General features: G+C 68.6%; 26 protein-coding genes. 12 read left to right on the plus strand and 14 right to left on the minus strand.

Translation table 11 applies throughout. From position 1 onward, the window contains the following. Positions 1-13: 13 nt before the first annotated feature. The 4 genes from sdhA to ABE85_RS10635 all read right to left on the minus strand — a co-directional run bounded on the left by sdhA (position 14) and on the right by ABE85_RS10635 (position 3,610). Positions 14-1,822, minus strand: coding sequence for a succinate dehydrogenase flavoprotein subunit (gene sdhA, locus ABE85_RS10620; RefSeq protein ID WP_067273713.1), 1,809 nt, complete (start codon positions 1,820-1,822; stop codon positions 14-16). Positions 1,823-1,825: 3 nt separating this feature from the next. Further along, the gene (sdhD, locus tag ABE85_RS10625; RefSeq protein ID WP_067273716.1) at positions 1,826-2,188 is read right to left on the minus strand and encodes a succinate dehydrogenase, hydrophobic membrane anchor protein; all 363 of its coding nucleotides are present in this window, start codon (positions 2,186-2,188) and stop codon (positions 1,826-1,828) included. A 75-nt stretch (positions 2,189-2,263) separates the two neighbouring features. Then, positions 2,264-2,704, minus strand: a complete 441-nt coding sequence (gene sdhC / locus ABE85_RS10630; protein ID WP_067273719.1) for a succinate dehydrogenase, cytochrome b556 subunit — start codon at positions 2,702-2,704, stop codon at positions 2,264-2,266. Between the two features lie 126 nt (positions 2,705-2,830). Further along, positions 2,831-3,610 carry a GntR family transcriptional regulator gene (locus ABE85_RS10635; protein WP_067273722.1) on the minus strand — a complete coding sequence of 260 codons (780 nt, stop codon included), beginning with the start codon at positions 3,608-3,610 and terminating at the stop codon, positions 2,831-2,833. Between the two features lie 255 nt (positions 3,611-3,865). On the opposite strand from ABE85_RS10635, the gene ABE85_RS10640 reads away from it, so the two are divergent. From ABE85_RS10640 to acnB, 6 genes are all read left to right on the plus strand, one after another. Then, the gene (locus ABE85_RS10640; protein WP_067273725.1) at positions 3,866-4,852 is read left to right on the plus strand and encodes a malate dehydrogenase; all 987 of its coding nucleotides are present in this window, start codon (positions 3,866-3,868) and stop codon (positions 4,850-4,852) included. A gap of 186 nt (positions 4,853-5,038) precedes the next feature. After that, positions 5,039-6,049: a CoA ester lyase gene (locus ABE85_RS10645; protein WP_067273728.1), complete on the plus strand. Its 1,011-nt coding sequence runs from the start codon at positions 5,039-5,041 to the stop codon at positions 6,047-6,049. A gap of 190 nt (positions 6,050-6,239) precedes the next feature. Then, on the plus strand, positions 6,240-6,815 hold the full coding sequence (locus tag ABE85_RS10650) for a hypothetical protein (RefSeq protein ID WP_067273731.1): 576 nt from the start codon (positions 6,240-6,242) through the stop codon (positions 6,813-6,815). A 246-nt stretch (positions 6,816-7,061) separates the two neighbouring features. Then, positions 7,062-7,331 (plus strand): AbrB/MazE/SpoVT family DNA-binding domain-containing protein, encoded by a 270-nt coding sequence (locus ABE85_RS10655; RefSeq protein ID WP_067273735.1) that lies wholly within the window; start codon positions 7,062-7,064, stop codon positions 7,329-7,331. Positions 7,332-7,335: 4 nt separating this feature from the next. Next, a complete protein-coding gene (locus ABE85_RS10660) occupies positions 7,336-7,773 on the plus strand; it encodes a type II toxin-antitoxin system VapC family toxin (RefSeq protein WP_067273739.1) in 438 nt (145 codons plus the stop codon). Positions 7,774-7,840: 67 nt separating this feature from the next. Further along, the gene (acnB, locus tag ABE85_RS10665; protein ID WP_067273742.1) at positions 7,841-10,429 is read left to right on the plus strand and encodes a bifunctional aconitate hydratase 2/2-methylisocitrate dehydratase; all 2,589 of its coding nucleotides are present in this window, start codon (positions 7,841-7,843) and stop codon (positions 10,427-10,429) included. 134 nt (positions 10,430-10,563) lie between these two features. Here acnB and sodC read toward each other — a convergent pair whose 3' ends face one another. From sodC to ABE85_RS10690, 5 genes are all read right to left on the minus strand, one after another. Further along, on the minus strand, positions 10,564-11,100 hold the full coding sequence (gene sodC / locus ABE85_RS10670) for a superoxide dismutase family protein (RefSeq protein ID WP_067273747.1): 537 nt from the start codon (positions 11,098-11,100) through the stop codon (positions 10,564-10,566). Positions 11,101-11,157: 57 nt separating this feature from the next. Then, a complete protein-coding gene (locus ABE85_RS10675) occupies positions 11,158-11,661 on the minus strand; it encodes a lipopolysaccharide assembly protein LapB (protein ID WP_067282407.1) in 504 nt (167 codons plus the stop codon). A 159-nt stretch (positions 11,662-11,820) separates the two neighbouring features. Next, entirely contained in the window at positions 11,821-12,582 is a 762-nt protein-coding gene (locus ABE85_RS10680) for an anti-sigma factor domain-containing protein (protein ID WP_067273751.1), read from the minus strand. Beyond that, a complete protein-coding gene (locus ABE85_RS10685) occupies positions 12,579-13,154 on the minus strand; it encodes a sigma-70 family RNA polymerase sigma factor (protein ID WP_067273754.1) in 576 nt (191 codons plus the stop codon). Before ABE85_RS10685 ends, ABE85_RS10680 begins: the two co-directional genes overlap by 4 nt. 49 nt (positions 13,155-13,203) lie before the next feature. Beyond that, a complete protein-coding gene (locus ABE85_RS10690; protein WP_082938521.1) occupies positions 13,204-13,815 on the minus strand; it encodes a DUF3455 domain-containing protein in 612 nt (203 codons plus the stop codon). Between the two features lie 189 nt (positions 13,816-14,004). Here ABE85_RS10690 and ABE85_RS10695 point away from each other — a divergent pair, with 189 nt between their 5' ends. Next, positions 14,005-14,742: a gamma-glutamylcyclotransferase gene (locus ABE85_RS10695; protein WP_082938522.1), complete on the plus strand. Its 738-nt coding sequence runs from the start codon at positions 14,005-14,007 to the stop codon at positions 14,740-14,742. Positions 14,743-14,825: 83 nt separating this feature from the next. Here the strand turns inward: ABE85_RS10695 and ABE85_RS10700 are convergent, their stop codons facing one another. Together ABE85_RS10700 and ABE85_RS10705 are read right to left on the minus strand one after the other, a co-directional pair. After that, complete coding sequence (locus tag ABE85_RS10700) at positions 14,826-15,710, minus strand: YbgC/FadM family acyl-CoA thioesterase (protein WP_409072580.1); 885 nt, start codon at positions 15,708-15,710, stop codon at positions 14,826-14,828. Further along, positions 15,707-16,732, minus strand: a complete 1,026-nt coding sequence (locus ABE85_RS10705) for an alpha/beta hydrolase (RefSeq protein ID WP_067273758.1) — start codon at positions 16,730-16,732, stop codon at positions 15,707-15,709. The genes ABE85_RS10700 and ABE85_RS10705 overlap by 4 nt, the downstream gene beginning before the upstream one ends. A 142-nt stretch (positions 16,733-16,874) precedes the next feature. On the opposite strand from ABE85_RS10705, the gene ABE85_RS10710 reads away from it, so the two are divergent. Both ABE85_RS10710 and ABE85_RS10715 read left to right on the plus strand, forming a co-directional pair. Continuing rightward, complete coding sequence (locus ABE85_RS10710; RefSeq protein WP_067273761.1) at positions 16,875-18,035, plus strand: iron-containing alcohol dehydrogenase; 1,161 nt, start codon at positions 16,875-16,877, stop codon at positions 18,033-18,035. A gap of 57 nt (positions 18,036-18,092) precedes the next feature. Next, complete coding sequence (locus ABE85_RS10715; protein ID WP_067273769.1) at positions 18,093-18,680, plus strand: TetR/AcrR family transcriptional regulator; 588 nt, start codon at positions 18,093-18,095, stop codon at positions 18,678-18,680. 139 nt (positions 18,681-18,819) lie between these two features. On the opposite strand, the gene ABE85_RS10720 is transcribed toward ABE85_RS10715, so the two are convergent. Both ABE85_RS10720 and ABE85_RS10725 read right to left on the minus strand, forming a co-directional pair. After that, the gene (locus ABE85_RS10720; protein WP_067273773.1) at positions 18,820-20,547 is read right to left on the minus strand and encodes an IlvD/Edd family dehydratase; all 1,728 of its coding nucleotides are present in this window, start codon (positions 20,545-20,547) and stop codon (positions 18,820-18,822) included. Positions 20,548-20,554: 7 nt separating this feature from the next. Beyond that, positions 20,555-21,574 carry a tripartite tricarboxylate transporter substrate binding protein gene (locus ABE85_RS10725; protein WP_067273776.1) on the minus strand — a complete coding sequence of 340 codons (1,020 nt, stop codon included), beginning with the start codon at positions 21,572-21,574 and terminating at the stop codon, positions 20,555-20,557. Between the two features lie 183 nt (positions 21,575-21,757). On the opposite strand from ABE85_RS10725, the gene ABE85_RS10730 reads away from it, so the two are divergent. From ABE85_RS10730 to ABE85_RS10740, 3 genes are all read left to right on the plus strand, one after another. Further along, the gene (locus ABE85_RS10730) at positions 21,758-22,648 is read left to right on the plus strand and encodes a LysR family transcriptional regulator (protein ID WP_067273780.1); all 891 of its coding nucleotides are present in this window, start codon (positions 21,758-21,760) and stop codon (positions 22,646-22,648) included. Positions 22,649-22,796: 148 nt separating this feature from the next. Further along, entirely contained in the window at positions 22,797-23,762 is a 966-nt protein-coding gene (locus ABE85_RS10735; protein ID WP_067273783.1) for a tripartite tricarboxylate transporter substrate-binding protein, read from the plus strand. A 229-nt stretch (positions 23,763-23,991) separates the two neighbouring features. Further along, entirely contained in the window at positions 23,992-24,927 is a 936-nt protein-coding gene (locus ABE85_RS10740) for a tripartite tricarboxylate transporter substrate binding protein (protein ID WP_231993299.1), read from the plus strand. Positions 24,928-24,946: 19 nt separating this feature from the next. Here ABE85_RS10740 and ABE85_RS10745 read toward each other — a convergent pair whose 3' ends face one another. Further along, on the minus strand, positions 24,947-26,797 hold the full coding sequence (locus tag ABE85_RS10745) for a M66 family metalloprotease (protein ID WP_067273790.1): 1,851 nt from the start codon (positions 26,795-26,797) through the stop codon (positions 24,947-24,949). Between the last annotated feature and the right edge of the window lie 133 nt (positions 26,798-26,930).

The following is a 26,930-nucleotide window of genomic DNA, read 5'->3' on the forward strand; positions in this document are numbered from 1 at the left end:
CTCCTGCGGCCGGTCAGAAGGTACGGACCTTCGGGGGGACGCTATCGACGGTCAGCGGTTGCAGATTCACCGGCTTGTAGGTCAGGCTGTTGGACTTGGAGTGCCACAGGGTGTGCTTCATCCACTCCTTGTCGTTGCGGCCCAGCGGGAATTCCGCATCGTCCGCACCGCGCTCGAAGTCGTTGACCGTGTGGGCGCCGCGGCATTCCTTGCGCGCGGCGGCGGACACGATCGTGGCCTGCGCGGCCTCGATCAGGTTGTCCACCTCCAGGGCCTCGACACGCGCGGTGTTGAAGACCTTGGACTTGTCCTGCAGCGTGATGTTCTTGACCCGCTCGCGGATCGCGGCGATGGCGGTGACGCCTTCGTCGAGCAGCTTGCTGGTGCGGAACACGCCGGCATGCGACTGCATCGCGGCGCGCATGTCGTCGGCCACGCCTTGCGCGTACTCGCCGCCGGTGTTGGACTCCAGGCGATTCAGGCGCGACAGCGTCTGGTCGGCGGCGTCCTTGGGCAGCGGCTTGTGCGACTTGCCCCCGTTCTTGACGGCATCGACGATGTGGTTGCCCGCGGCGCGACCGAAGACCAGCAGGTCCAGCAGCGAGTTGGTACCGAGGCGGTTGGCGCCGTGCACCGACACGCAGGAGCATTCGCCCACCGCGTACAGGCCGTTGACGACGTCCTTGTAGTTGTCGCCCTTGGGGGCGACGACCTGGCCGTGGACGTTGGTCGGGATGCCGCCCATCTGGTAGTGGATGGTCGGCACGACGGGGATGGGTTCCTTCGTGATGTCGACGTTGGCGAAGTTGTGGCCGATCTCCAGCACCGACGGCAGTCGCTTGGCGATGGTGTCGCCGCCCAGGTGGGTCATGTCCAGGACGACGTAGTCCTTGTTGGGACCGCAGCCGCGACCTTCCTTGATCTCCTGGTCCATGCAGCGCGAGACGAAGTCGCGCGGTGCCAGGTCTTTCAGCGTCGGGGCGTAGCGCTCCATGAAGCGCTCGCCGTTGGCGTTGCGCAGGATCGCGCCCTCGCCGCGGCAGCCTTCGGTCAGCAGCACGCCCGCGCCGGCCACGCCGGTCGGGTGGAACTGCCAGAACTCCATGTCCTGCAGCGGGATGTCGGCGCGCGCCGCCATGCCCAGGCCGTCGCCGGTGTTGATGAAGGCGTTGGTCGACGCGGCGAAGATGCGGCCGGCACCGCCGGTGGCCAGCAGCACGGTCTTCGCTTCGAGGATGTGGACCTCGCCCGTCTCCATCTCCAGCGCGGTCACGCCGACGCAGTCGCCGTCGGCGTCGCGGATCAGGTCCAGCGCCATCCACTCGACGAAGAAGTTGGTGCGGGCCTTGACGTTCTGCTGGTACAGCGTGTGCAGCAGCGCGTGGCCGGTGCGGTCGGCCGCGGCGCAGGCGCGCTGGACCGGCTTCTCGCCGTAGTTGGCGGTGTGGCCGCCGAACGGACGCTGATAGATCGTGCCGTCCGGGTTGCGGTCGAACGGCATGCCGAAGTGTTCGAGCTCGTAGACGACCTTGGGCGCTTCACGGCACATGAACTCGATGGCGTCCTGGTCACCCAGCCAGTCCGAGCCCTTCACGGTGTCGTAGAAGTGGTAATGCCAGTTGTCCTCGGACATGTTCCCCAGGCTGGCGCCGATGCCGCCTTGAGCGGCCACGGTGTGCGAGCGGGTGGGGAAAACCTTGGACAGGACGGCCACGTTCAGGCCGGCCAGCGACAGTTGCAGCGACGCGCGCATGCCGGAGCCGCCGGCACCGACGATCACCACATCGAATTTGCGCTTGGGCAGCGAGGTTCCGATTTGCATTTCTTACAGCCTCCAGAGCACTTGGATCGCCCAACCCGCGCAACCCGTCAACCACACCAGCGTGAACGTGTGCAGGAACAGCCGCACGCCCACCGGTTTCACGTAATCCATCCAGATGTCGCGCACGCCGACCCAGGCGTGATACGCCAGGGACACGATCAGCGCGAAGGTCAGGAACTTCATCCATTGCTTGCTGAAGATGCCGGCCCACAGGTCGTAGCCGATCGCCTGGCTGGTGAACAGCACTTGCGCGAGCAGCACGATGGTGAACAGCGCCATGAGCAGCGCGGTGGCGCGCTGGATCATCCAGTCGCGCAGACCGTAGTGCGCACCGGTGACGATGCGCTTGGTTCCGTAGGTTGTCATTGTTGATTTGCCTCTTGGGTCAATCGTCGGAATTCAGTCCGACCGCACGGCCCGCGCCGCCCGGTCGCGGCGTGATCAGTACAGGCCGAACAGCTTGGCGCCGAGTGCCAGCGTCAGCACGACGCTCAAGGCCAGCGTCACGACGGCGCTGATGTGGCCCTGCGCCTTGCTCACGCTGTGCGTCGCGTCCATCCACAGGTGGCGCACGCCGGCGATGAAGTGGTGCAGGTAGCCCCAGATCAGGCCCAGCGTCACGAGCTTGATGAACCAGCCCGGCAGGAAGCCGATGCCGGACACGAAGGCCGCGGTGAAGGTCTCGTACGAGATCTCCGACGTGAGGCTGGTGTCGAACATCCAGATCACGAACGGGAGCAGGAAGAACATCAGCAGGCCGCTGATGCGATGCAGGATGGAGACGATGCCGGCCGGGGGCAGGCGGTACGCCACGATCTGCGTGACATGGATGTTGGTGTAGACCGGTCGATTCTTCTTGGTGGCTTGGGTGGCGTCCGTCATGTCCGACCTTGTAATCAATGTGAAACCCGAAGATTTTATGGCAACGCAACACCCCTCAAGGGTGTCCTGGGCGCATCTCGTCTTCTGGCGTTGCCATGAAAACGTCAGCGCCGCTACGCGAAAGCATCAGTTCAGGCTGTTGCGATAAAAGTGGTGGGAAGTGTTGTAGAGACCGCGGCGCAACTCCACCGGCTTGTCGCCGTAGGTGAAGGAGAGCCGCTCCACGCTCAGCAGCGGACTGCCGGGCGCTACCTGCAGCAGCGCGGCGGCGTCTTCCTCCGCCGCGACCGCACGGATCTTTTCCTGCGCCCGGATCATGGGCACGTTGAATTCGGTTTCGAGCAGGCTGTAGAACGGGCCGCGATGCTCGAGCAGCCGCTCGGTCGTCAGTCCCTTGAACAGCGCGCCGGGCAGCCAGATGTCGTCCAGCACGACCGGATGGCCGCCGCTGTGCAGCAGGCGGCGGATCTCGATCATGGGATCGCCGGCGCGCAGCTGCATCAGCTTGGCGATGAAGGCCGGCGCGCGCTGGCGCTTGCAGTCGAGCAGCTGGCGGCCGAGCGACGAGGCCTCCTCGGCATCCGGCGTCAGCCGCAGGAAGCGGTATTGCTGCTGCTGTTCCGCATGGGTGGCGACGAAGGTGCCCTTCCCCTGCTTGCGGACCAGCAGGTTGTCGGCGGCAAGTTCATCGACGGCCTTGCGCACGGTGCCCTGGCTCACTCCGAAGCGGGCCGCCAGGTCCATCTCGCTGGGGATGGTCTCCCCCGCCTTCCACTCGCCGGCCTGCAGCCCCTTCAGGATCAGTCCCTTGATCTGGCGATACAGCGGGCTGAACGAGGGCGCGGCTTCCGCGCGCGCCAGCTCATTGAGCGGCGTGACGGGGTGGACCGGGGCGGGGGGCGACATGGGGCGCGATTCGAGCACAAACCCGGAGAGAGCGTCCACCCTGAGGAGGGAGTCCGAGCGGATTAGTCTTATATAAGACAGAAGAGTGTCAGTTCCACGCAATGCTTGTGCGCTACTTTTGGGGGCATCTCCCCACTCCGGTGGGCGAAGAAGACCCTTTCGCGATCCGTGCCGGGGCCGCGCTGTCCTACACTTGCCGCCGCTGGCGCGGACTGCGCCTCACGCATCATTCACTCGCACTTCTCGGAGACCCTGATGAGCAAGAAACCCGTTCGCGTCGCCGTCACCGGCGCCGCCGGCCAGATCGGCTATGCCCTGCTGTTCCGCATCGCTTCCGGCGAGATGCTGGGCAAGGACCAGCCCGTCATCCTGCAGCTGCTGGAGATCCCCGACGAGAAGGCCCAGAACGCGCTCAAGGGCGTGATCATGGAGCTGGAAGACTGCGCCTTCCCGCTGCTGGCCGGCATCGAGGCCCACAGCGACCCGATGACCGCCTTCAAGGACACCGACTACGCGCTGCTGGTCGGCTCGCGTCCGCGCGGCCCGGGCATGGAACGCGCCGAACTGCTGTCGATCAACGGCGCCATCTTCACCACGCAGGGCAAGGCCCTGAACGCCGTGGCCTCGCGCAACGTCAAGGTGCTGGTGGTCGGCAACCCGGCCAACACCAACGCCTACATCGCGATGAAGTCGGCCCCGGACCTGCCGGCCAAGAACTTCACCGCCATGCTGCGTCTGGACCACAACCGCGCCGCCTCGCAGATCGCCGCCAAGACCGGCAAGCCGGTCGCCGGCATCGAGAAGCTGGCCGTGTGGGGCAACCACTCGCCGACGATGTACGCGGACTACCGCTTCGCCACCATCGACGGCCAGTCGGTCAAGGCGCTCATCAACGATGAAGAGTGGAACCGTACGACCTTCCTGCCGACCGTCGGCAAGCGCGGCGCCGCGATCATCGCCGCCCGCGGCCTGTCGTCGGCCGCCTCGGCCGCCAACGCCGCCATCGACCACATGCGCGACTGGGCCCTGGGCACCAACGGCAAGTGGGTCACGATGGGCATCCCGTCGGACGGCTCCTACGGCATCCCGAAGGAAGTCATGTTCGGCTACCCGGTGACGGTCGAGAACGGCGAGTACAAGATCGTCCAAGGCCTGGAGATCGACGAGTTCTCGCAAGCCGCGATCAAGAAGACGCTGGACGAACTGCTCGAAGAGCAGAACGGCGTCAAGCACTTGCTCTGAACCACCCCTACCGCCTTCGGCGGCCCCTCAAGGGGCGGCTCCGAGGCCTGGCAAAGCCAGATCCTCGTGCCCTGCTTGAACAGGACCAGGCTTCGCCGGTCCGTCGCTGAAGGCAGTATCGTTGGGCCGACCTTCGCAAGAAGGCCGGCCCTTCTTCTTTCCAGATCCCTCATCACGCTGCCTCGCATGACCACCCTCCTCACTCCCGCCCAGGCCCTGTTCGAAGAAGGTCAGGCGCCTGTCGTGCTGCCGGTCGTCGATCACTACTGCGGCGTCGAGGCGCGCATGGTCAAGAGCCTCGAGCTGCAGGTGCGGATGGGGCCAGTCTTTGACATCACGCTCGATTGCGAGGACGGCGCGCCCGTCGGCGGCGAGGCCGAGCACATGCTGCTGGTGCTGCATCTGCTGAACGGCTCGCTGAACGCACATGGCCGCGTGGGCGTGCGGGTGCATCCGTTCAAGCACCCGGCCTTCGAGGCCGACGTCGAGGCGGTGATCGCCGGCGGCGGCGAGAAGCTTGCCTTCCTGATGATCCCGAAGCCCGAAGGCATCGAGGACCTGAGCCGCGCGATCGCATTCATCGACGACAGCCTGAAGCGCCACGCGATCAGGAAGCCGCTGCCGCTGCACACGCTGATCGAAACCCACGGCGCGCTGCGCGACGTGATGGCGATCGCGGCACATCCGCGCATCGAATCGCTCTCGTTCGGCCTGATGGACTTCGTGTCAGCGCATCGCGGTGCGATCCCGCGCTCGGCGCTGACGGTCGAGGGCCAGTTCACGCACCCGCTGGTGCAGCGCGCGAAACTGGCGATCTCCGCCGCGGCACACAGCTACGCGAAAACCCCGTCGCACTGCGTCGTCACCGAATTCAAGAGCGAGCGCGCGATCCAGCACGCTGCCGAGCGCGCCGCACGCGAGTTCGGCTACACGCGGATGTGGAGCATCCACCCGAACCAGATCCAGCCGATCATCGATGCCTTCGCGCCCAGCGTCGCCGAGATCGACGAAGCCATCGACATCCTGCAGGCCGCACAGGCCGCGCAATGGGCGCCGATCCAACATCGGGACATGCTCCACGACCGCGCGAGTTACCGCCTGTTCTGGCATCTTCTGCAGCGCGCCCACGGCACCGGACAGACCCTGCCGACAGAGGTGGAGCAGGCGTGGTTTGCGCCGTATCCATCGCCCCTGTGACCGCGCCGCGACCCAGGAAAGCCCCGTGAAGACCCTAGCAACGTTCAACCGTTTGACACATTAAATCCCCGCTTCAGGGGACGCAGGCGCGGTCACAATCCCGCATCGCCGAGCCCCGGCACTTCGTTTTTCCGGTCGATGCTTCGGCCGGCGATTCAAGTTTCACAGGTCCAACTTCCACGCCCTCCCCATGCGACTGACCGCCCTCCTCCTGTCCGGCGCCGCTGCCGCCGCGCTGACGCTGACCACCGGCATCGCCGCCGCCCAGCCCGCTGCCAGCAACAGCACCGCCAAGCCTGCCGCTCCGGCCAAGCCCGCCGCCGCCAAGCCCGCGCCGGCGAAGACCGCCGCCAAGAAGCCGGCCGCCAAGACGCCCGTCCCGCCGCCTCCGCTGCCGGAAGCGAACGAGGAGCAGCTGGCCGCCGCCAAGCGCGCCTACCTCGGCCTGTACGAGTGCGAGTTCAAGCAGTCGATCACCATCGAGCCGAACGCCAAGGACCTGGGCTACATCAACGTGGCCTTCAAGAAGGACACCTTCGTGATGAAGCCTGTGCTGTCGACCACCGGCGCGCTGCGCCTGGAAGACGTCACCGGCCGCACGCTGATGGTCCAGATCGCCAACAAGTCGATGCTGCTGGACGTGAAGGCCGGCCAGCGCCTGGTCGACGAATGCGTCCACCCGGAACAGCGCGCCGCCATCGAAGCCGCGCGCGCCTCGTCGGCGCCCGCCGGCGGCGGCCTGGGCATCACGCCGAGCGCCCAGTAAAGCAACACCCTCGCCGATCAAAGCCGCCCTCGAGGCGGCTTTTTCTTGGCCGCCGCCCGCGGACTTGCCCCGTTGTTATCCCTACCGCGACGGTCGGGCTTCGTGAGGCGGCGCTGGCTTTCGAAACCCGAAAGTACGTACAATTCATGCATACTTTCTGGCTCATACCTACGGTGCGCTTGCGTACCGACGGTCATGAAAACGCCGGAGCCGTCGTCTAATCTCCCAGCACTGCCAGGAGCCCGCATGGAAGCCACCGTCGCCGAACGAGGTCAGATCACGCTGCCCAAGGCCGTCCGCGACGCGCTGGGCCTGACCAAGGGCACGACGCTCAAGGTCGAGCTCGACGGCGCGCGCATCATCCTGCGCAAGAACGTGGACGACGCCATCTCCCGCGCCCGCGGCCGCTTCAAGCTGCCCGAAGGCACCGCCACCGACGACGTGATGCGCGACCTCCGCGGCCGCGCCCCGGATGAGGCGACCGGGGAAGCCGCCGACGACGGCAAGGACGCCTGATCCGATGATCGCCGTCGACAGCTCCGTCCTCATCGACCTCCTGGGCGACGCGCCCGGCGCGGACGCGGCCGAAGCCGCCCTGCGCCTGGCGCTCTCCAGCGGTCCGGTGGTGCTGTGCGACGTCGTGCTGTCCGAGGTGACCGCCGGCCTGGGCCACGGCTCCGAGGTGATGGACGCGCTGGAGGAGATGGGCCTGAGCTTCCTGGCCATCGACCAGCGCGCGGCGATCCGCGCGGGCGAGATGCAACGCAAGTTCAAGCAACGGTTCGCGGACAAGGGCGGCGCGGCGAAGACCGACGCCGCCGCCTCGTCGCGCGCCATGCCCGACTTCCTGGTGGGTGCGCACGCGATGCTGCAGTGCGACGGCCTGATCACCCGCGACCAGGGATTCTTCCGAGACTATTTCAAGGGCCTCAAGGTCATCGTGCCCAGCGCGCCGTGACCGAGGACAGACCCGCCTTCCCCGACGTTTTCCGACCCAAGCAAAGACCACAGAGACTGGAGTTCGCATGCTGCAAGCCTACCGCCAACACGAAGCCGAACGCGCCGCGCTCGGCATCCCGCCGCTGCCACTGGACGCCAAGCAGGTGGCCGAGCTGATCGAACTGATCAAGACCCCGCCCGCCGGTGAAGGCGCCTTCCTGCTGGACCTGCTGACCCACCGCGTGCCCCCGGGCGTGGACGACGCCGCCAAGGTCAAGGCCAGCTTCCTGGCCGCCGTCGCGCACGGCGACCTGAAGGTGGAGCTGATCTCCAAGGCCAAGGCCACCGAGCTGCTGGGCACCATGGTCGGCGGCTACAACGTGCATCCGCTGATCGAGCTGCTGGACGACGCCGAAGTCGCCGGCGTCGCCGCCGCGGGTCTGAAGAAGACCCTGCTGATGTTCGACTACTTCAACGACGTCGCGAGCAAGGCCAAGGCGGGCAACGCCAAGGCCCAGGAAGTGATGAAGAGCTGGGCCGACGCCGAGTGGTTCACCTCGCGCCCTGAAGTCGAAAAGAAGATCACCGTCACCGTCTTCAAGGTCCCCGGCGAAACCAACACCGACGACCTGTCGCCGGCGCCGGACGCCTGGAGCCGCCCGGACATCCCGCTGCACTACCTGGCGATGCTGAAGAACACGCGCCCTGACGCGGCCTTCAAGCCCGAGGAAGACGGCAAGCGCGGCCCGATGCAGTTCCTCGAGGAACTGAAGAAGAAGGGCCACGTCGTGGCCTACGTCGGCGACGTCGTCGGCACGGGCTCGTCGCGCAAGTCGGCGACCAACTCCGTCATCTGGGCCACGGGCCAGGACATCCCCTTCGTCCCGAACAAGCGCTTCGGCGGCGTGACGCTGGGCGGCAAGATCGCGCCCATCTTCTTCAACACGCAGGAAGACTCGGGCTCGCTGCCGATCGAAGTGGAAGTGGGCGGCCTGGAGATGGGCGACGTCATCGACGTGCTGCCCTACGACGGCAAGCTGGTGAAGAACGGCCAGACCGTCGCCGAGTTCAAGCTCAAGAGCGACGTGCTGTTCGACGAAGTCCGCGCCGGCGGCCGGATCAACCTGATCATCGGCCGCTCGCTGACCGCCAAGGCGCGTGAGTTCCTGGGCCTGCCGGCCTCGACGCTGTTCCGCCTGCCGCAGGCGCCGGCTGAAACGAAGGCCGGCTTCACGCTGGCGCAGAAGATGGTCGGCCGCGCGGTCGGTCTGCCTGAGGGACAGGGCGTGCGCCCGGGCACCTACTGCGAACCCAAGATGACGACCGTCGGTTCGCAGGACACGACCGGCCCGATGACCCGCGACGAGCTGAAGGACCTGGCCTGCCTGGGCTTCTCGGCCGACCTGGTGATGCAGTCCTTCTGCCACACCGCCGCGTATCCGAAGCCGGTGGACGTGAAGACGCACCGCGAGCTGCCCGCCTTCATCTCCAACCGCGGCGGCGTGTCCCTGCGTCCGGGCGACGGCGTGATCCACAGCTGGCTGAACCGCCTGCTGCTGCCCGACACCGTCGGCACCGGCGGCGACTCGCACACGCGGTTCCCGATCGGCATCTCGTTCCCGGCGGGTTCGGGCCTGGTCGCCTTCGGCGCGGCCACCGGCGTGATGCCGCTGGACATGCCGGAATCGGTGCTGGTGCGCTTCAAGGGTGAGATGCAGCCGGGCGTGACGCTGCGCGACCTGGTGCATGCGATCCCGCTGTATGCGCTCAAGGCCGGTCTGCTGACGGTGGCCAAGGCCGGCAAGAAGAACATCTTCTCGGGCCGCATCCTGGAGATCGAAGGTCTGCCCGACCTGAAGGTCGAACAGGCGTTCGAGCTGTCCGACGCCTCGGCCGAGCGCTCCGCGGCCGGCTGCACGATCAAGCTGAATCCGGCGCCGATCAAGGAGTACCTGAGCTCCAACGTCGTCCTGATGAAGAACATGATCGCCGACGGCTACGCCGACGCGAAGACGCTGCAGCGCCGCATCGAGAAGGTCGAAGCCTGGCTGGCCAAGCCCGACCTGCTGGAAGCGGACAAGGACGCCGAATACGCGGCCGTGATCGAGATCGACCTGGCCGACATCACCGAGCCGATCGTCTGCTGCCCGAACGACCCGGACGACGCCAAGGTGCTGTCCGAAGTCGCCGGCACGAAGATCGACGAGGCCTTCATCGGCTCGTGCATGACCAACATCGGTCACTTCCGCGCGGCGGCCAAGCTGCTGGGCGGCCAGCGCGACATCCCGGTCAAGCTGTGGGTCGCGCCGCCGACCAAGATGGACCAGAGCGAGCTGATCAAGGAAGGCCATTACGCCGCCTTCGGAACGGCCGGTGCGCGCACCGAGATGCCGGGCTGCTCGCTGTGCATGGGCAACCAGGCGCAGGTCCGCGAGGGCGCGACGGTGATCTCCACCTCCACGCGCAACTTCCCCAACCGTCTGGGCAAGAACACCAACGTGTTCCTGGGCTCGGCGGAACTGGCCGCGATCGCCTCGCGTCTGGGCCGCCTGCCGACCAAGGAGGAGTACCTCAAGGACATGGGCGTCATCGACGCCGACAAGGCCAGCGTCTACCGCTACATGAACTTCGACCAGATCGAGGAATACGCGGAAACGGCCAAGACGGTCGCGTGATGCGACGAGCGACCTGACGGTCGCTCCATCTCGAGACCGGCGGGGGAGTTTGAGTCCCCTGCCCCTCGCCAAAGAACAAGGGCCCGGAGGTGCGAACCCCCGGGCCCTTTGCATTGCGCTCGTATCGGGAGGCCTCAGCCGCCGATGACGCCGCACGCGACGCGCGCTCCGCCACCGCCCAGCGGCGCGGGATGGTCGGAGTGGTTGTCACCGCCCATGTGGACCATCAGCGCGTGGCCCTTCACTTCGTCGATCTTCTTCAGACGCGGCGACAGCACCGGGTTCGTCGACTGGCCGTCGTGCGCGACGTACAGCGGCGGCAGATCGCCGAGGTGCCCGTCGCCCCACGGCTCGCCGTGATGCTTGCTGCCGAGCGGGTCGAAGTGTCCGCCGGCGGCGCCGGCCGGCGTCACCGTGCCGTTGGCCGTGGACGGCGCGCACGACGGGTTCTCATGCACGTGGAAGCCGTGAACGCCGTGGGGCAGTCCGGTCAACTGCGGATAGAACGCCAGGCCGTAGGGCGTCTCGACGATGCGCACCGTGCCGGCAGAGGCGCCGGGGCCGTCGGGCTGGGCCATGGACAGATTGACGGTCAGCTCGGCGGCGTGGGCGGCCGACACGGCGGCACCGGACACGAGCAGGCCCAGGCACAACGACTTCACGAGGTTCATTCAAAGCTCCTTGCGGGGGAACGGGAGAGAGGAAAAGAGGAAGCGCGGATCGGAGGCTTACCAGCCGCCCTTGGCCACGTACTTGTTGCCGTTGGCCTGGTAGCGCGCGATGGCCTCCTTGAGGTCGGTGTGCTGCTCGCAGGACGACTTGCATTCAGTGGCCAGCGACGCCAGACGGGCCTGCGCCTTCGGCAGGTCGCCCTTCATCAGGTAGAGCTCGCCCGAGTACTCCAGCGCGTTGCGGTGATGCGGGTCGATGCGCAGCGCCTCGTCGTAGTAGCGCTCCGACGCGGCCAGATCCGGATTGCCGGCCTTGCGCGACACGTAGCCCATCAGGTTGTTCCAGTCCGCGCTGCGGCGGTCGTCGACGCGCTTGAGTTCGTCGCGAGCGGCTTCCCACTGACGTGCTTCGATCAGTTGACGCGCGGTGGCCAGGCGGTTCACCGCGGGCGCGGGAGCGGCCGATTGCGGCGGCGCCATGTCGGCGGCCTGCGCGGATGGGAGGGAACCGGCCAGCGCCCAGACGGCGGCCACCAGGGACAGCAGCTTCATAGTCTTCATGTGTTGCTCCTCGAGCGTGATGCAGGACATCCTGCTTCTTGACTTACGGGACTGTGATGACGGCGGACGCACCCGATATCGAAAAATCGCTGTAACGATTCGTGGAGCGCGCGAGACCTGACCCCGCCCTCACGCGCTCACCGGAACATCACCGGGGCCTCACCACACCTTGACGCAGGCGCCTTCGAGCACGAACGCCGATGGCGTCGCCGGTGCCGGACCATCGCTCGCCTCCAGGCTGATCGCCACGCGACCCACGCTGAAGAAGAGCTTCTCGGATTCAGCAGGCAACGCGATCTGCGTCTGGCCCGATGGCGAGACCGTGCCGACCACGAACGGCGCACCGTCCTTCGGAACGGCCCACAGCGTGGCGCGACGACCTTCAGGCACGGCGATGGGACGCAACACCTTCACGGTGAGCAGCTTGCCGTGGCGCTTGGAACTCACGACGACGGACGGCGGCGAGTCCTGCGCGCTCAGCACGCCGACGTAGCTCGCGGGCAGCGCTTCCGACGCGGGCTCCAGGCCCACGGTGGTCGGCACCGTCTTGACGAGGACCACCGCGAGCAGCAGCCCGGCGAGGACACCGCCGGCCGCGCGACCGGTGAGCCAGCCCAGCACGGCGCTGAGGCCGCCGCTCGGCCTGGGCTGTTTGCTGGTCTGCTTGCTGGCCTGTTTCGATTCTTGAGCTCGCGGGAACAGGCGCTGCTCGATGCCCTGCCACGTCGTGACGGGCGGCTGGATGAGCACCGGCGTGCGTTCCATCACCGCGATGCGTTGCTCCCACTGCGCGACCGCGAGCGCGATCGGCCGGGAGTCACGCATCAGCGTGACGAAGCGACGCCGCGCGGGTCCTTGCAGCGTGCCCAGCACGTACTCGCGCGAGAGGTGTTCCAGCAGCTCGGGACGGTTGTAGTTCATGGCGTGGCCACTCCGCCGGCTTCGAGGCAGGCCTTGAGGCGATCGAGCCCCCGCCGCACCCACGCCTTGATCGTGCCGAGCGGCGCATGCAGCGCCTCGGCGATCTCGGTGTGGACCATGCCGCGGTAGTAGGCCAGCGCCAACGCCTGACGCTGCTGCGCGGACAGCGCCTGCATGCAGGCGCCGATGCGGGCGTCGGCCAGGTTCTGCTCGAGCAGCTGCAGCGGCTCGCCGGCCGCGTCCGCCGGCACGGCGAGCGCGTCCTCGTCGAGCTCGACCGAGTGCTCGTCCTCGTTCCGGCGCGAGCGCAGCTGGTCGATGGCCTTGTTGCGGACGACGTTGATCATCCAGGTCATCGGCGTGCCGGCCTCGGGCCGATAGCCCTGCGCGTGGTGCCAGATGCTCACGTAAGCCTCCTGGAGGTTCTCCTCCGCGCGCTGTTCGTTCCTCAACATACGCAAGGAGACGGAGAACAGATGCGCGCTCGTCAGCCGATAGAGGAGCTCGAAGGCCGCGCGGTCGCGCAGCGCCACGCGGGCCATCAGGTGGGGGAGGTCTTGATTCGCTGGCATCACCGGGGGACTCACTGCGAGGACCCGGGATGATCCGTCAAGACGGCGCTCACCGCGACGGGGCGACACCCCAAAAGAGGTAGTCGGCGCTGTAGCCGATGCGGACGGTGCGGCCCGTGGCCGCGGCGACGCACTCCGAGGCCGGCGGAGCGACACCGCCCACGGTGTTGATGCGCTGCACCGCGTCGACGGGATCGAGACCGCCGACGCCGCTGCGCGACTTCACCGACAGCAGCAGCCAGGGAATGGCGCCCGCCGTGGGCGCCGGGGAAGAGGCCTTGACCTGGCCGACGATGCGGGAGCCGTCCTCCAGGCGCCAGAACGGGCCGGCGCCGTGGTCGCCGACCTTGGCGCCGCTGGCGTTGAACAAGGTCGCCTCGGGCCCGCGGAACTGCCACTCCCAAGCGCTGTTCGCACCCTGCGCGCATTCGTAGATCTGGACGCCAGTGGCGTGGACCTGCAGGAGCAGGCGCGAGCCGTCCGCGGGGCGCAACGTCGCAGGGACCTCAGGGATCTTGATGGCGATGGCGTTCCCGGCCGCGGTCGGCTCATCCGGCAGACGGGACAGCTCGTCCGCGGACGGTCGGGAAGCCTGCGCGCTCGCGCAGGTCGCGATGGCGACGGCGAGCAGGGGAAAAACGGTAGCGGCGATTCGCATCATGGAAATCTCCTTGTCGGATGGCAGAAGGCGCGGCTTGAGTGCCGCACATCATCCACTTACGGCGACAGGTCCAGGACGGATGCACCTGAATCGCAAGAATCGGAGTTTCCGGATTCCCCCTCCCCGACACAGTCATGCCAAGCATGAATCGAACCGACACGCGTCACCGGACAGGGGGATGAAGACATCATGGATACGGACATTGCGGACCTTGCCGGTCCTGCGGGACAGGCACCGGAGCGGACCATCGGCGCCGCATCGGTCCTCACGCGCGGACTGCTGGAGTCGGGGAGGCTCGACGCCCTCGCCGCGGCGGACGATCCCCAGACGCGTCTCGTCACCGAGCACGAGCGCCTGGCGTCGCTGCGGGAAACGCTCGCGGTCCGGCCGCACGGCGACGTCTGGATCTTCGGCTACGGCTCGCTGGTGTGGAACCCCGCGATGGCCGCCGTGGAGCGGCGCGTCGCCCGGGTGGACGGCTGGCATCGCGCCTTCTGCCTGTCGACCACGGCGCTGCGCGCGACGGCGGACCGGCCCGGCGTGATGCTTTCGCTGGACCGCGGCGGTTCCTGCCACGGCGCGGCCTATCGGCTCGCGGATGACGTCGTCGAACGGGAGCTGCGCCTGCTGTGGCGCCGGGAGATGGTGATCGCCGGCTACGTGCCGCGATGGGTACAGCCCGTCGACGCCCATGGCGTCCCCATCGGAAACGCCATTGCCTTCACCACCGATGCCTCACATCCCCACTATGCGGGCGGACTCGGCGAGGACTGCATCGCCCACCGCCTGTCCACCGCGGCCGGTTGCCTGGGAAGCGCCGCCGATTACCTGCATCGCACCTGCGAAGGCCTGCAGGGGGCGGGGATCGCGGACCCGGTCTTGAGAAGGCTCAGTGGCCTGGTCCACGGCATCCTGGAAGATGCGTGAGGGCCTCGACGGGTCATTACCTCATCGAGCAGCAGTTCGAGCGCGATCCGATCGCCGCTCCGTACGCGGCTGATCGCATAGTCTCAAAGCCCGCGCACCATCTCCACGTGCGCGATCCCCGCCTCCTCGAACACCGGCCCGCGCCGCTGGAACCCAGCACGCGTGTAGAACCCTTCAGCGCTGAGCTGCGCGTGCAGCAGCACCTCGCGGTAGCCCTGCTCGCGGCCGGCCTGCATCAGCGCGTCCAGCACCTGGCGGCCGACGCGGCTGCCGCGCATCGGCGACAGCACCGCCATCCGCCCGATCTTGGCCACGCCCGGGACATGCTCCAGCAGCCGGCCCGTCGCCAGCGGCCGGCCCAGCCGGTTGTAGGCCACCGCGTGCGTGCAGCTCTCGTCGGCGGCGTCCCACTCCATCTCGGCGGGGATCTTCTGTTCCTCGACGAACACGGCCTGCCGGATGCGATGCGCGTCCTCGCCCACCGTCGCCCAGTTGCCCACCCGCGCCTCGGTCATCGCCTCGCCGCGCTCGAAGCCCAGCAGCAGGTCGCGCAGCGCCTGCGGCACCGCCTTGGGCACGCGCACCGCCGGGTCTGCAAAAACGTAGACGAGCTCGCCATGCACCAGGCATTCGTCGCCGCGGAACACCGCGCAGCTCACCGTCATCGAGGTCGTGCCCACGCGCTCCGTGCGCACGCCGATGTCGAGCAGCTCGTCGTAATGCGCCGAGCCCAGGTACTCGATCGTCGACTTGCGGACGAAGAGATCGCCCTCCAGCGCCTGCATCGTGGGCGCGTAGGGCAGCGCCAGCGCGCGCCAGTAGCCGCCGACCGCCGTGTCGAAGTAGGTCAGGTAGTGCCCGTTGAAGACGATCTGCTGCGCGTCGATCTCGGCCCAGCGCACGCGCAGGCGCTCGAAGAAGCGGAAGCGGTCGCGGCTCATGCCGGCGTCGGTGGCGGTGGTGCTCATGCGGAAGCCCCGGTCGGGGTCGAAGAAGTCGTCGTCTCGGGAACGGCAGCGGGAACAGGAACGGGAACGGGCGCCGGCAGGCCGAAGGCCGTCCTCAGCGCGTCCGCGCAGGCATCCAGCGCCTGATCGGCTTCCGGAATGCTACGACCCATCTTGATGAAGTCGTGTGTCACGCCGCGGTACAGCTCCAGCCGCACCTCGTTGCCCTGGGCGCGCAGCAGGTCGGCGTAGGCGATGCCCTCGTCGATCAGCGGATCGGCCTCGGCCAGGATGAAGGTGGCGGGCGCCAGGTCCTCGTGATCGTCGGCCTGCAGCGGCGCGAAGCGCCAGTCGTCACGCTGCTCCGTCGGGATGTACTGGTTGAAGAACCACGCGATCGTGTCCGCGTCCAGCAGATGGCCCTTGGCGAAGCGGCGGTGCGAATCCGTGTCCGCATGCGCGGTCGCGCCCGGCGTGATCAGCAGCTGCATCACCAGCGACAGCCCCAGGCGGTCGCGGATATCGCGCGCATGCAATGCCGTCACCGCGGCCAGCGTGCCGCCGGCGCTGTCGCCGCCCACGGCGATGCGCTCACGGTCCAGGCCGAGGTCCGGAGCCGCGGTCGCCAGCCACGCCAGCGCGGCCCAGCAGTCGTCGACGGCGGCAGGGAACGGATGATCGGGGGCCAGACGGTAATCGACCGCGATCACCGCCGCGCCGGTGCGCAGCGCCAGCTGGCGGCACAGGCTGTCGTGGGTCTCGAGGCTGCCGATGACGAAGCCGCCGCCGTGGAAGTACAGCAGCACCGGCAGGCCGCGCGCGTCCCGCGCGGTCGCCTCCTCGCGGGTGACCGGCGCGTACAGGCGCGCGGCGATGTCGCCGGCGGGGCCGGGGATGGCCAGGTTCTCGATGCGCGGCAGCGGCGCCCGCGGCAGGTCCAGGATCTCGGCCCCCATGAGGTACGCGATGCGGGCCTGCCGGGGCGTGAGGCTGTGGAACGAGGGGCGGTTGGCGCGGTGGATGCGCTCCAGCACCGCGGCCATCCGCGGTGTCAACAAGGTGCTACTCAACGGGAACTCCAGGGCGTAGGCTCGGCTGTTTGCCAAGCCGCAATCGCGGGATTTTCCCAGACAACGCGGGTCGCCGCCGAAGCGATCCGCCATCACCAGGAAGAGGACGTCGTCCATGGCCCTGATCCAGTACCTCACCCACATCCACCTGGAGGCCGGCGCGCGCCGGCTGATCGGCGCGGAATGCGTGCGCGCCGGCATCGCCAAGCCGCTGATCGTCACCGACAAGGGCGTGCGCGCGGCCGGCGTGCTGGACCTGGTCCTCGAGGCCTGGGCCGGATCGCCGATCGCCGCGTCCGCCCTGCCCGTCTACGACGGCACGCCGCCCAATCCGACCGAGGCGGCCGTGCGCGAGGCCGTGGAAGTCTTCCACGCCCACGGTTGTGACGGGCTGATCGCGATCGGCGGCGGCTCCAGCATCGATCTGGCCAAGGGCGTTGCGATCGCCGCCAGGCACGAGGGCCCGTTGACGCGCTACGCCACCATCCTCGGCGGCGCCGGCAACATCACGCCCCAGGTCGTGCCGCTGATCGCGGTGCCGACGACGGCGGGCACCGGCTCCGAGGTCGCGCGCGGCGCGATCATCATCGTGGACGACGGTCGCAAGCTCGGTTTCCACAACTGGGAGCTGATGCCCAAGTCGGCCGTCTGCGATCCGGAGCTGACGCGCAAGCTGCCCGCCACGCTGACGGCCGCGACCGGGATGGACGCGATCGCGCACTGCATGGAGACCTTCATGTCCTCGGCCTTCAACCCGCCGGCCGACGGCATCGCGCTCGAAGGCCTGCGCCGCGGCTGGCGCCAGATCGAACGCGCCACCACGCACCCCGACGACATCGACGCCCGGCTGGACATGATGGCCGCGAGCACGATGGGCGCGCTCGCCTTCCAGAAGGGACTGGGCTGCGTGCACTCGCTGAGCCATGCGCTCGGCGGGCTGATGCCGAAGTTGCACCACGGCACCTTGAACGCGGTGTTCCTGCCGGCGGTGATCCGCTTCAACGGGATGCACGACTCGATGCGGCGCGACGACAAGATCGCCCGCATGGGCCATGCGATGAACCTGCAGGAAGGCACGCCGGCCGACGAACTCGCCGGCGCCGTCAAGGCGATGAACCAGCGGCTGGGATTGCCGGCGAGCCTCGGCGCGATGGGCGTGACGGTCGACCTCTACGACCAGATCATCGAGCGCGCGCTGCACGACCACACCCACAAGACCAATCCGCGCGAGGCCTCGGCGGGCGACTACCGGAAGATGCTGGACGAGTCCCTGTGATCTACCAACTAGTAGACCACCGGTAGAATCGAGGACCATTCATCCGATGCAGGCCCCATGACCGCTGAGCTCTCCCCCAAAGCCGCCGAGATCGTCGCGCACACGCGATTGCTGCTGGTTTCGGGCGGCTACAACAGCTTCAGCTACGCCGACCTGGCCGAGCGCGTCAGCATCACCAAGGCCAGCATCCACCACCACTTCCCGAGCAAGGCGGTGCTGGTCCAGCGCGTGGTCTCGCTCTACCGCCAAGAAGCGAGGAACGGCCTCGCCGGCATGGTGCAGAAGATCAACAACCCGGTGGCGGAGCTCAACGCCTACGCGGACTACTGGGCCGGATGCATCCGCAGCGGCGAGCACCCGTTCTGCATCTGCGCGATGCTCGCCACGGAGCTGCCCACAATCCCCGAGGAGGTGGCGATCGAAGTGCGGGGCCATTTCCACGACCTGGGCGCGTGGCTCGCGTCCGTGCTCAAGCGCGGCGCGGCGGCCGGGCAGTTCCACCTGCCCGGCACGCCGGCGAACTCGGCGCGCGCCTTCATGGCGGTTGTGCACGGCGCCATGCTGGTGGCGCGCGCGCTGGACGACCCGAAATCCTTCGCCACCATCGTGCAGCCAGCGATCGTCAAGCTGACCCAGCCAGCCTGACTGCCACGGCCGCTGGCCCTCACCCCAACCCTCTCCCGCAAGCGGGAGAGGGAGTAAGCAGGGCGCCGGTCGGGCTCCCTCTCCCGCTTGCGGGAGAGGGCGGGGGTGAGGGCCAGCGGCGGTGGAAGTGCAGATGCCCTCAGCGGTCTTCCGGAGCCTTGCCTGTGGTCTTCACCGCGCGCAGGAAGTCGAAGTCCACGCCCTGATCGGCCTGCGTGACCGTTTGCAGGAACAGCTTGCGATAGCCGCGCTCCGCCGTCGGCTCGACGACCGGGTTTTCGGCGGCGCGCTTCGCCAGTTCCTCGTCGGAGACGAGCAGCGCGATCTCCCGGTTCTTCACGCTCAGGCGGATGCGATCGCCATTGCGCACGTGCGCGAGCGGCCCGCCCACCGCCGATTCCGGCGTCACGTGCAGCACGATGGTCCCGAAGGCCGTGCCGCTCATGCGGCCGTCGGACACCCGCACGATGTCCTTCACGCCGGCCCGCGCGAGCTTGCGCGGGATCGGGATGTAGCCCGCCTCGGGCATGCCGGGCGCGCCTTTCGGTCCGATGTTCTTCAGCACCAGGATGTCGTCGGCGGTGACATCCAGGTCGTCGCTGTCGATGCGCGCAGCCAGGTCCGCGCTGTTCTCGAAGACGACCGCCCTGCCCTCATGCTCCATGAGCTTGGGATCGGCCGCGGACTGCTTGATGATCGCGCCGCCCGGCGCGAGATTCCCGCGCAGCACCGCCAGCCCGCCCTGCGGATAGATCGGCCGGTCGAACGAACGCACCACGTCCTGCTTGAAGCCTTCGCCCGCGCGTTCGATCTCCTCGCCCAGCGTCCGCCCCGTGACCGTCAGCGCCTCCAGGCGCAGCAGCGGCTTGAGCTCGCGCAGCAGGGTCGCCATGCCGCCCGCATGATGGAAGTCCTCCATGTAATGCTGGCCCGAGGGCTTGAGGTCGAGCAGCACCGGCGTCTCCCGCCCCAGGCGATCGAGACCGGCGAGGTCGATGTCGATGCCCATGCGTCCCGCGATCGCGGTCAGATGCACGATGCCGTTGGTCGAGCCGCCGATGGCGAGCAGCACGCGCAGCGCGTTCTCGAACGCGGCCGGCGTCAGGATCTTGTCGATCGTGAGCCCCTTGCGCGCGAGCTCGACGGCCTGCGCGCCGGTCTGCTCGGCCACGCGGATGCGATCCGCCGTGACGGCCGGCGGCGATGCGCCACCCGGCACCGTCATGCCGAGCGCCTCCGCCACGCAGGCCATCGTGCTGGCCGTGCCCATCACCGAGCAGGTCCCCACGCTGGCGACGAGCTGGTTGTTGACGTCGGCGATCTCCTGGTCGTCGATCTCGTCCGCGCGGTACTTGCCCCAGTAGCGGCGGCAATCGGTGCAGGCGCCGACGCGCTCGCTCCGATGGCTGCCGGTCAGCATCGACCCGGTGATCAGCTGGATCGCCGGGATGCCCGCCGACGCCGCGCCCATCAGCTGCGCCGGCACCGTCTTGTCGCAGCCGCCGATCAGCACGACGGCGTCCATCGGCTGCGCGCGCACCAGTTCCTCGGTGTCCATGGACATGAGGTTGCGCAGGTACATGCTCGTGGGGGCCGAGAAGCTCTCGTGCACCGAGATCGTCGGGAAGTCCATCGGCAGGCCGCCGGCGAGCATGATCCCGCGCTTCACCGCCTCCAGCAGCTGCGGCATGTTCCCGTGGCACGGGTTGTAGCTGCTGCCGGTGTTGGTGATGCCGATGACCGGCCGGTCCAGCGCATCGTCCGTGTAGCCCGCGCCCTTGATGAAGGCCTTGCGCAGGAACAGGGAGAAGCCCTGGTCGCCGTAGTGGGTGAGGCCCTTCTTCAGGCCCTTGGGTTGATCGCTCACAGCTGCCTCACTCGTCTGCCTTGATGTTGGCCGCGGCGATCACCTTGGCCCATTTCGTCACTTCGCCCTTGAGGCGCTCCTGCGCGGCGGCCGGCGTCAGCGGCGCCTGCGCCACCACGCCCTGCTGCGCCAACTGTGCCAGCACCTCGGGCTTGCGCAGCGCCTTGTAGATCTCGGCGTTGAGGCGCGACACGACGTCGGCGGGCGTGCCCGCGGGCACCAGCACGCCGAAGGTCGAGGTCACCTCGAGGTTGGGGAACCCGGCCTCGGCCGTCGTCGGCACGTCGGGCAGATTCGGATCACGCGTGGCGGCGGCCACGGCAAGCGGCGTCAGCTTGCCGCCCTTGATGAACTGCAGCACCGCCGGCACGGTCTCGGCCATGAACTGGAGCTGTCCCGCGATGAGGTCGGTGACGGCCGGACCGCTGCCGCGGTACGGGATGTTCTCGGTGGCCAGCTTGCCCTGGAGCTTGAGCATCTCCGAGGCCATGCGCTGCGGCGCGCCCGCCCCGGACGAGCCGAAGGAGACCTTGCCCGGATTGGCCTGGATGTAGGCGACGAGCTCCTTGAGCGACTTCGCCGGCACGGCGGTGTTGGCCACGAAGACCAGCGGCACGCTGCCGACGACGGCGGCGGTCTGGAAGTCCTTGACCAGGTCGTAGCGGACCTTGCCCTTCTCCAGCGTCGCGATGGTGGAGTGCGAGGTCATCGCTCCCATCAGGATGGTGTAGCCGTCGGGCGAGGCCTTGGCGACGACCTGCGCGCCGAGGTTGCCGCCCGCGCCGGCGCGGTTCTCGACGATCACCTGCTTGCCGAGCCCCATCGTGAGCTCCGCCGCGAGGATGCGGCCGATGATGTCGGTGGCGCCGCCGGGCGAGAACGGGACGATCATCGTGATGACCTTGTCGGGCCAGGCCGCGGCAACGGCGGGGCCGCTGAGCGCCAGCGAGGACGCCGCGACGCCCGCGGCGGCGGCAAGGACCTGGCGGCGATCGACGCCGGATTTCGGATGCGATGAGTTGGGCATGCTGTCTCCTGGCCGGATGGCTGGCGTTGTGGATGGTGTTGTTATGGGTCGCCATGTTTCGTCAAACGCGACCTGAGAACAATTTGCTTCCCATTGCTTCAGAGCAAAAAATTCCTTATGTTCCGGAGCGCCGGTCCAAGCCGGTCCAGGCTGGTTCGGACCGGCGAGAGGAAGGACGACGGGATGGATCTGCGCTACGTTCAGAGCTTCGTGACGACGGTGGAGTGCGGCTCCATCGCGGAGGCCGCGCGGCGGCTCGACATGACCGCGCCGGCGGTGGCAGCGCGCCTGAAGACGCTGGAGGACGACCTCGGCACGCCGCTGATCCGGCGCTCGGGGCGTTCGGTGAAGCCGACGGCGGCGGGGCTGAACATCTTCGATCGCGCCCGCAACATGCTCCGCGAAGAGCGCGATCTGCGCGCGCTCGCCAACGAGAAGGTGCAGTTGGGCGAACTGCGGCTGGGCGCGTTCGTCTCGGCGCTGACGACGGTGCTGCCGCCGGTGCTGCGGCGCCTCTACGCGAGCCACCCTGACCTTTCGGTATCGGTGGTCTCGAACGCGTCGACGGAGCTGGTGCGGATGGTCGCGGCCGGCGATCTCGATGCGGCGGTCGTCGTCGAGCCTCAGTTCACGATCCCCAAGACCTGCGAGTGGCGCGAGCTGATGACCGAGCCGCTCGTCGTGGTCGCGCCCAAGGAACTGGCCCGACGCGACGCGCACGACCTGCTCCGCACGGAGCCCTTCATCCAGTACGACCGCTCGGTACTCGGCGGGCAACTGGCGGACCGCTACCTGCGCCAGCAAGGCCTGACCCCACGTCGGCGGCTGGAGATCAACGGCCTGATGTCCATCGCCGCGATGGTGGATCAGGGACTGGGGATCTCGCTGCTGCCGGACTGGTCCGCGCTGTGGTCGAGCGGTCTCTCGATCCAGAAGGTGCCGCTGCCCGGCACCGCACCGGTCCGCAAGAGCGGCTTCGTCTGGAGCGCCCAAAGCCCGCGCGCGCCGCTGGCGCGGATGTTCCTTGAGCAGGCGGAGGCGTTGTTCGCGCCGAAGGTGAAGCGGAAGCGGTGATGAATCAGCCATGCCGTCCCGGCATAACAGCTAGCGCCCTCCCGGCATTGGTGTGGATCGCGGCACCGACCAGAATGCGCGCGGGCGGATCCTCGCGATCCGGTCCGCAGCGCGCCGTCTCCGGCGCCGATTCCCTCACAAGGTTCCCATGAAGAGACAAGCATTCCTCTGGGCCGGCGCCGCGTTGGCGTTCGCCGCCCCGCTCGCGTTCGCGCAATCCCTCCCCGCCGGCCCGCTCAAGATCGTCGTCGGCTACTCGGCCGGCGGCGCCGTGGACGTGGTCGCGCGCGCCGTCGCGGTGCGGCTGCAGACCGAGCTCAAGCAGCCGGTCATCGTCGACAACAAGCCCGGCGGCGGCAGCAACATCGCCGCCCGTACCGTCGCGTCCTCGCCGGCCGACGGCGCCACGCTGCTGATGGCCGCCAACGCCGTCGCGGCCAACATGGCCCTCTACCAGCCGCCGCCCTACGACGTCGAGAAAGACCTGGCCCCCGTCGCGCTGATCGGCCGCGTGCCGGTCATCATCGCGGTCAACCCCGAGTCGCCCTACAAGACGCTCGCCCAGCTGATCGAGGCCGCCAAGGCCAAGCCGGAATCCGTCGGCTACGCGACGCCGGGCAACGGCTCCACGCCGCATCTGGCCGTCGAGCTGTTCGCCAGCGCCGCCAAGATCAACCTCATGCACGTGCCCTACAAGGGCGGCGCCCAGGCGCTCACCGACGTCATCGGCGGCCAGGTGCCGGTCGTGGCGCTCAACGCGCTCGAGATCCTGCCGCACTGGAAGAGCGGCAAGCTGCGCCCGCTCGCCGTGCTGAGCGCCAAACGCTCCGCGCTGTTCCCCGACGTGCCGACCATCGCCGAGTCCGGCTTCCCGGGCTTCGAGGCCTCCGTCTGGTACGGCCTGATGGCGCCGGCCGGCACGCCCAAGCCGGTGCTCGCCGCGCTGAGCGCCGCCGCCGTCAAGGCCGCCAACTCGTCCGAGGTCAAGGAACGCCTGGCCCAGGCCGGCGGCGAGAGCACGCCCGGCGACGCCGCGGCCTTCGCCAAGCACCTGCATGCCGAGCGCGAGCGCTACACGAAGCTGATCACCGCCGCGAAGATCAAGCCGGACTGAGGAACGGGCGAGGCGCGCGCGCTTCCCCGGACAACGGGCGATCTGCGCGTCCGCCGCGCCGCCCGGCCGGGTAATCACGCTCGCGATGCGCAGGGAATCGACGTCTCATCGATCCACAAGATCAGGAGACACCATGTCCACTCCCCGCTCCACACGCCTCGCCACGTCGGACCTCTTCCACCGCGCCGCGTCCCGGCGCACGATCGTCGCCGCCGCAGCTGCCACCGCAATGCTTGGCGTCTTCGCCGCCCTCCCCGCGATGGCGCAGGACTTCCCCTCCAAGCCCATCCGCTTCATCGTGCCCTACGCGGCGGGCGGGACGACCGACCTGGTCGCCCGCACGGTCGGCGCGCACATGTCGCAGACGCTGGGCCAGACCGTCGTCATCGAGAACCGCGGCGGCGCCGGCGGCAACCTCGGCATGGACGCCGTCGCCAAGGCCGCGCCCGACGGCTACACGGTCGGGATGGGCGCCATCTCCACCAACGCGCTGAACCCGCACATCTACAAGAAGATGTCCTTCGATCCGCGCAAGGACTTCAGCGCGATCGGGCTGCTCGGGAACTCGACCATCGTGCTGGAGGTCTCGCCGTCGCTGCCGGTCAAGACCGTCGCGGAGCTGCGCGCCCATGTCGCGAAGAATCCCGGCACGCCTTTCGGCACGGCGGGCGCGGGGACCTCGATGCATCTGGCCGGCGTGCTGTTCGGCCAGCTCAGCCACACCGAGTGGGTGCACGTGCCCTACAAGGGCAGCGCGCCGCTGATCACCGACCTCATCGGCGGTCAGATCCAGGTCGCCTTCGATAACCTGCCCGCCTCACTCCCGCACATCCAGGCCGGCAAGCTGCGCGCGCTGGCGGTGGCCGGCTCGCAGCGCAACCCCGCGCTGCCGGACGTGCCGACGCTGGCCGAGGCCGGCCTGCCCGGTTATGCGATCGAACCGTGGTTCGGCGTGTACGGTCCCGCCGGATTGCCCGCGCCGGTCGTGCGCCGGCTGGAGCAGGCGCTGAAGGCCGCGCTGGCCGATCCCGGCGTGAAGGACAAGCTCGTCGCCGCCGGCTTCTCGCCGAAGTCCTCGACCGCCGCGGAGCTCGCGACGCTGTCCTCGCAGGAGTACGAGCGCCTGGGCAAGGTGGCGCGCAGCGCCAGCATGACGGCGGACTGAGCGCCCGCCCCGCTTCGCGTCAGCGCGCGGGCCGCTTCACCACGGCACCGGCCCTGCAGGAGGCCGTGTCGAACTGCGTCGTGCCCGGCGCGCCACGGCCGCCGGTGGCGCCGTCCGCCGGCGTCCACTCGTTCACCAGCGGCAGGCTGCCGCCGAAGTCCGCGGCGTTCATCGCGGTGAAGCGCGTCTGCCACTGCGAGCCGTGCGGCGTGCTGAAGAGCTGCAGCTTCGTCAGCCCGCCGCGGCCCGTCGGCAGGTTCACCGCGAAGGTCGCGAAGTTGTCGCCGCTGGTCGCGTCCTTCGCGCCTCGCTTGTAGCCGCTGGCATCGTTGGGCCGGTTGAAGTCGCGATAGCCGATCGGCAGCAGATGCCGCAGCACGGTGCCGTCCGCGTAGGTCGCGACGAGCGTGTAGTCGCAGCCGTTGCCGACGCAGTAATAGCCGCTCCAGCCGCCCGGCTTGTCGCTCAGGATGCGGTCCACGTCGGCCTGCACGGTCGGGTCCATGCGCTGCGGCAGGTTGCCGGTCCAGGCCGGCGTCACCACCATCGTGCTGGCCGTCGGCGCCAGGTTGAAGTGGGACACGGTGCCGATCACCGTCTGGACCTGCTGGTCGAGCTGGAGCACGTCGACACCCGCCCGCGCGCGGTCGTCGTTCGAGACTTTCTCGAACGCGCCCGTCGTGCGGTTCCAGCGCTTGTAGCCGCCGTCGAAGCTCGCGTCCGGGAACAGCTTGTCCAGGAAGCCCTGCTGCATGATCGCCGCCTGGTAGTCGGAGAAGGCGTTCCAGCGGTAGGTCTGCGCGTTGCGGTCGTCGTCGCCGCCGGACATCGGCGTGCGCTGGTAACAGACGCCGTTGACGGTGCGCGCGCCGCAATCCTGTCCGCTGAACTCCCGCGTCGTCAGCAGTTGCTGCTTCACGCTGTCGAAGCTCCAGACCGAGCCGCTCTTCGTCCCCATCGGATACGGATCGTCGCCAGCATCCGCCGCCGCGTCCGCATGCGGCAGTCCGTAGGCATGGCCCATCTCGTGGTTGAAGATCGCCGAGTAGATTGTGTCGGGGCGGTAGTCGCCGCCCGACACGGCCACGCCGCCGCCGCCCAGTCCGCCGCCGGTCGAGGCCGCCACCTGCTTGCCGCCGTTGATCGTCTGCACGAAGCCGTAGAAGCCCGCCGCGAACGAGCCGTCGCGGTTGCCCGTCCAGCCGCGCATGTCGCCGAGGATGCGCAGCATCCGGGCGTTGGTGTCGCCGTCGATCGCGCGGTAGTCGGCCCATGAGGAGACCGTCATCGCCGGATAGCAGAACTTGTCGTCGTTGCGGCCGGGCACCGCGAGCTGGTCGATCGTCACCGCGCCCGCGACGCGCGTGTCGAGCTTCGCGACGGGCAGCTTCTCGCGGTACTCGACGTCGATGGCGTAGCCCGCGGTCGCCGCGGCGCCGAGCTTGAAATCCGCCACCACGGACTGCGCCACGCGCGCGCCGAAGAGATACATCGGCACGGTGTGATGCTTGAGCGTCGTCGCCGGCGTGACCGTCAGCGCGATGGTGCGCGGCGACGAGAAGTCGACGTTGCCGACCTCCAGCTTCGCGCCGATCTGCACCCATTCACGGGGCAGCAGCGCGCTGTACTTGACCGTCGAATAGGCGACGCCGCCGCCGTCCGCCGCGGGCAGCTTGGCCGGCACGTTCATCGTCAGCGGGCCGAGCGTGCGACCGTCGGCGAGCCTGGCGCGCACGACCAGCGTGTTCACGCCGCTGGCCGGCTCGAGCATCAGCAGCGCCGCGCGATCGGCCACCAGCTGCAGCTTGCGGCTCGTGTTGTTCTTGACCTCGTTGGGCGACTGCAGCGTGCGGCCGCCCGCCGGGATCACATGCGTCTGCGCCAGCTCGACGCCGCGCAGTTCGGGCGTCGGAGCTGGTGCAGGTGCTGCAGGGGTCGGTGCCGGCGCGGGAGCCGGTGCTGGCGCTGGAGACGGTGCGGGCGCCGGGCCAGGTGCGGGAGCC

The sequence above is a fragment of the Mitsuaria sp. 7 genome, assembly GCF_001653795.1.
GTDB lineage: Bacteria > Pseudomonadota > Gammaproteobacteria > Burkholderiales > Burkholderiaceae_C > Roseateles.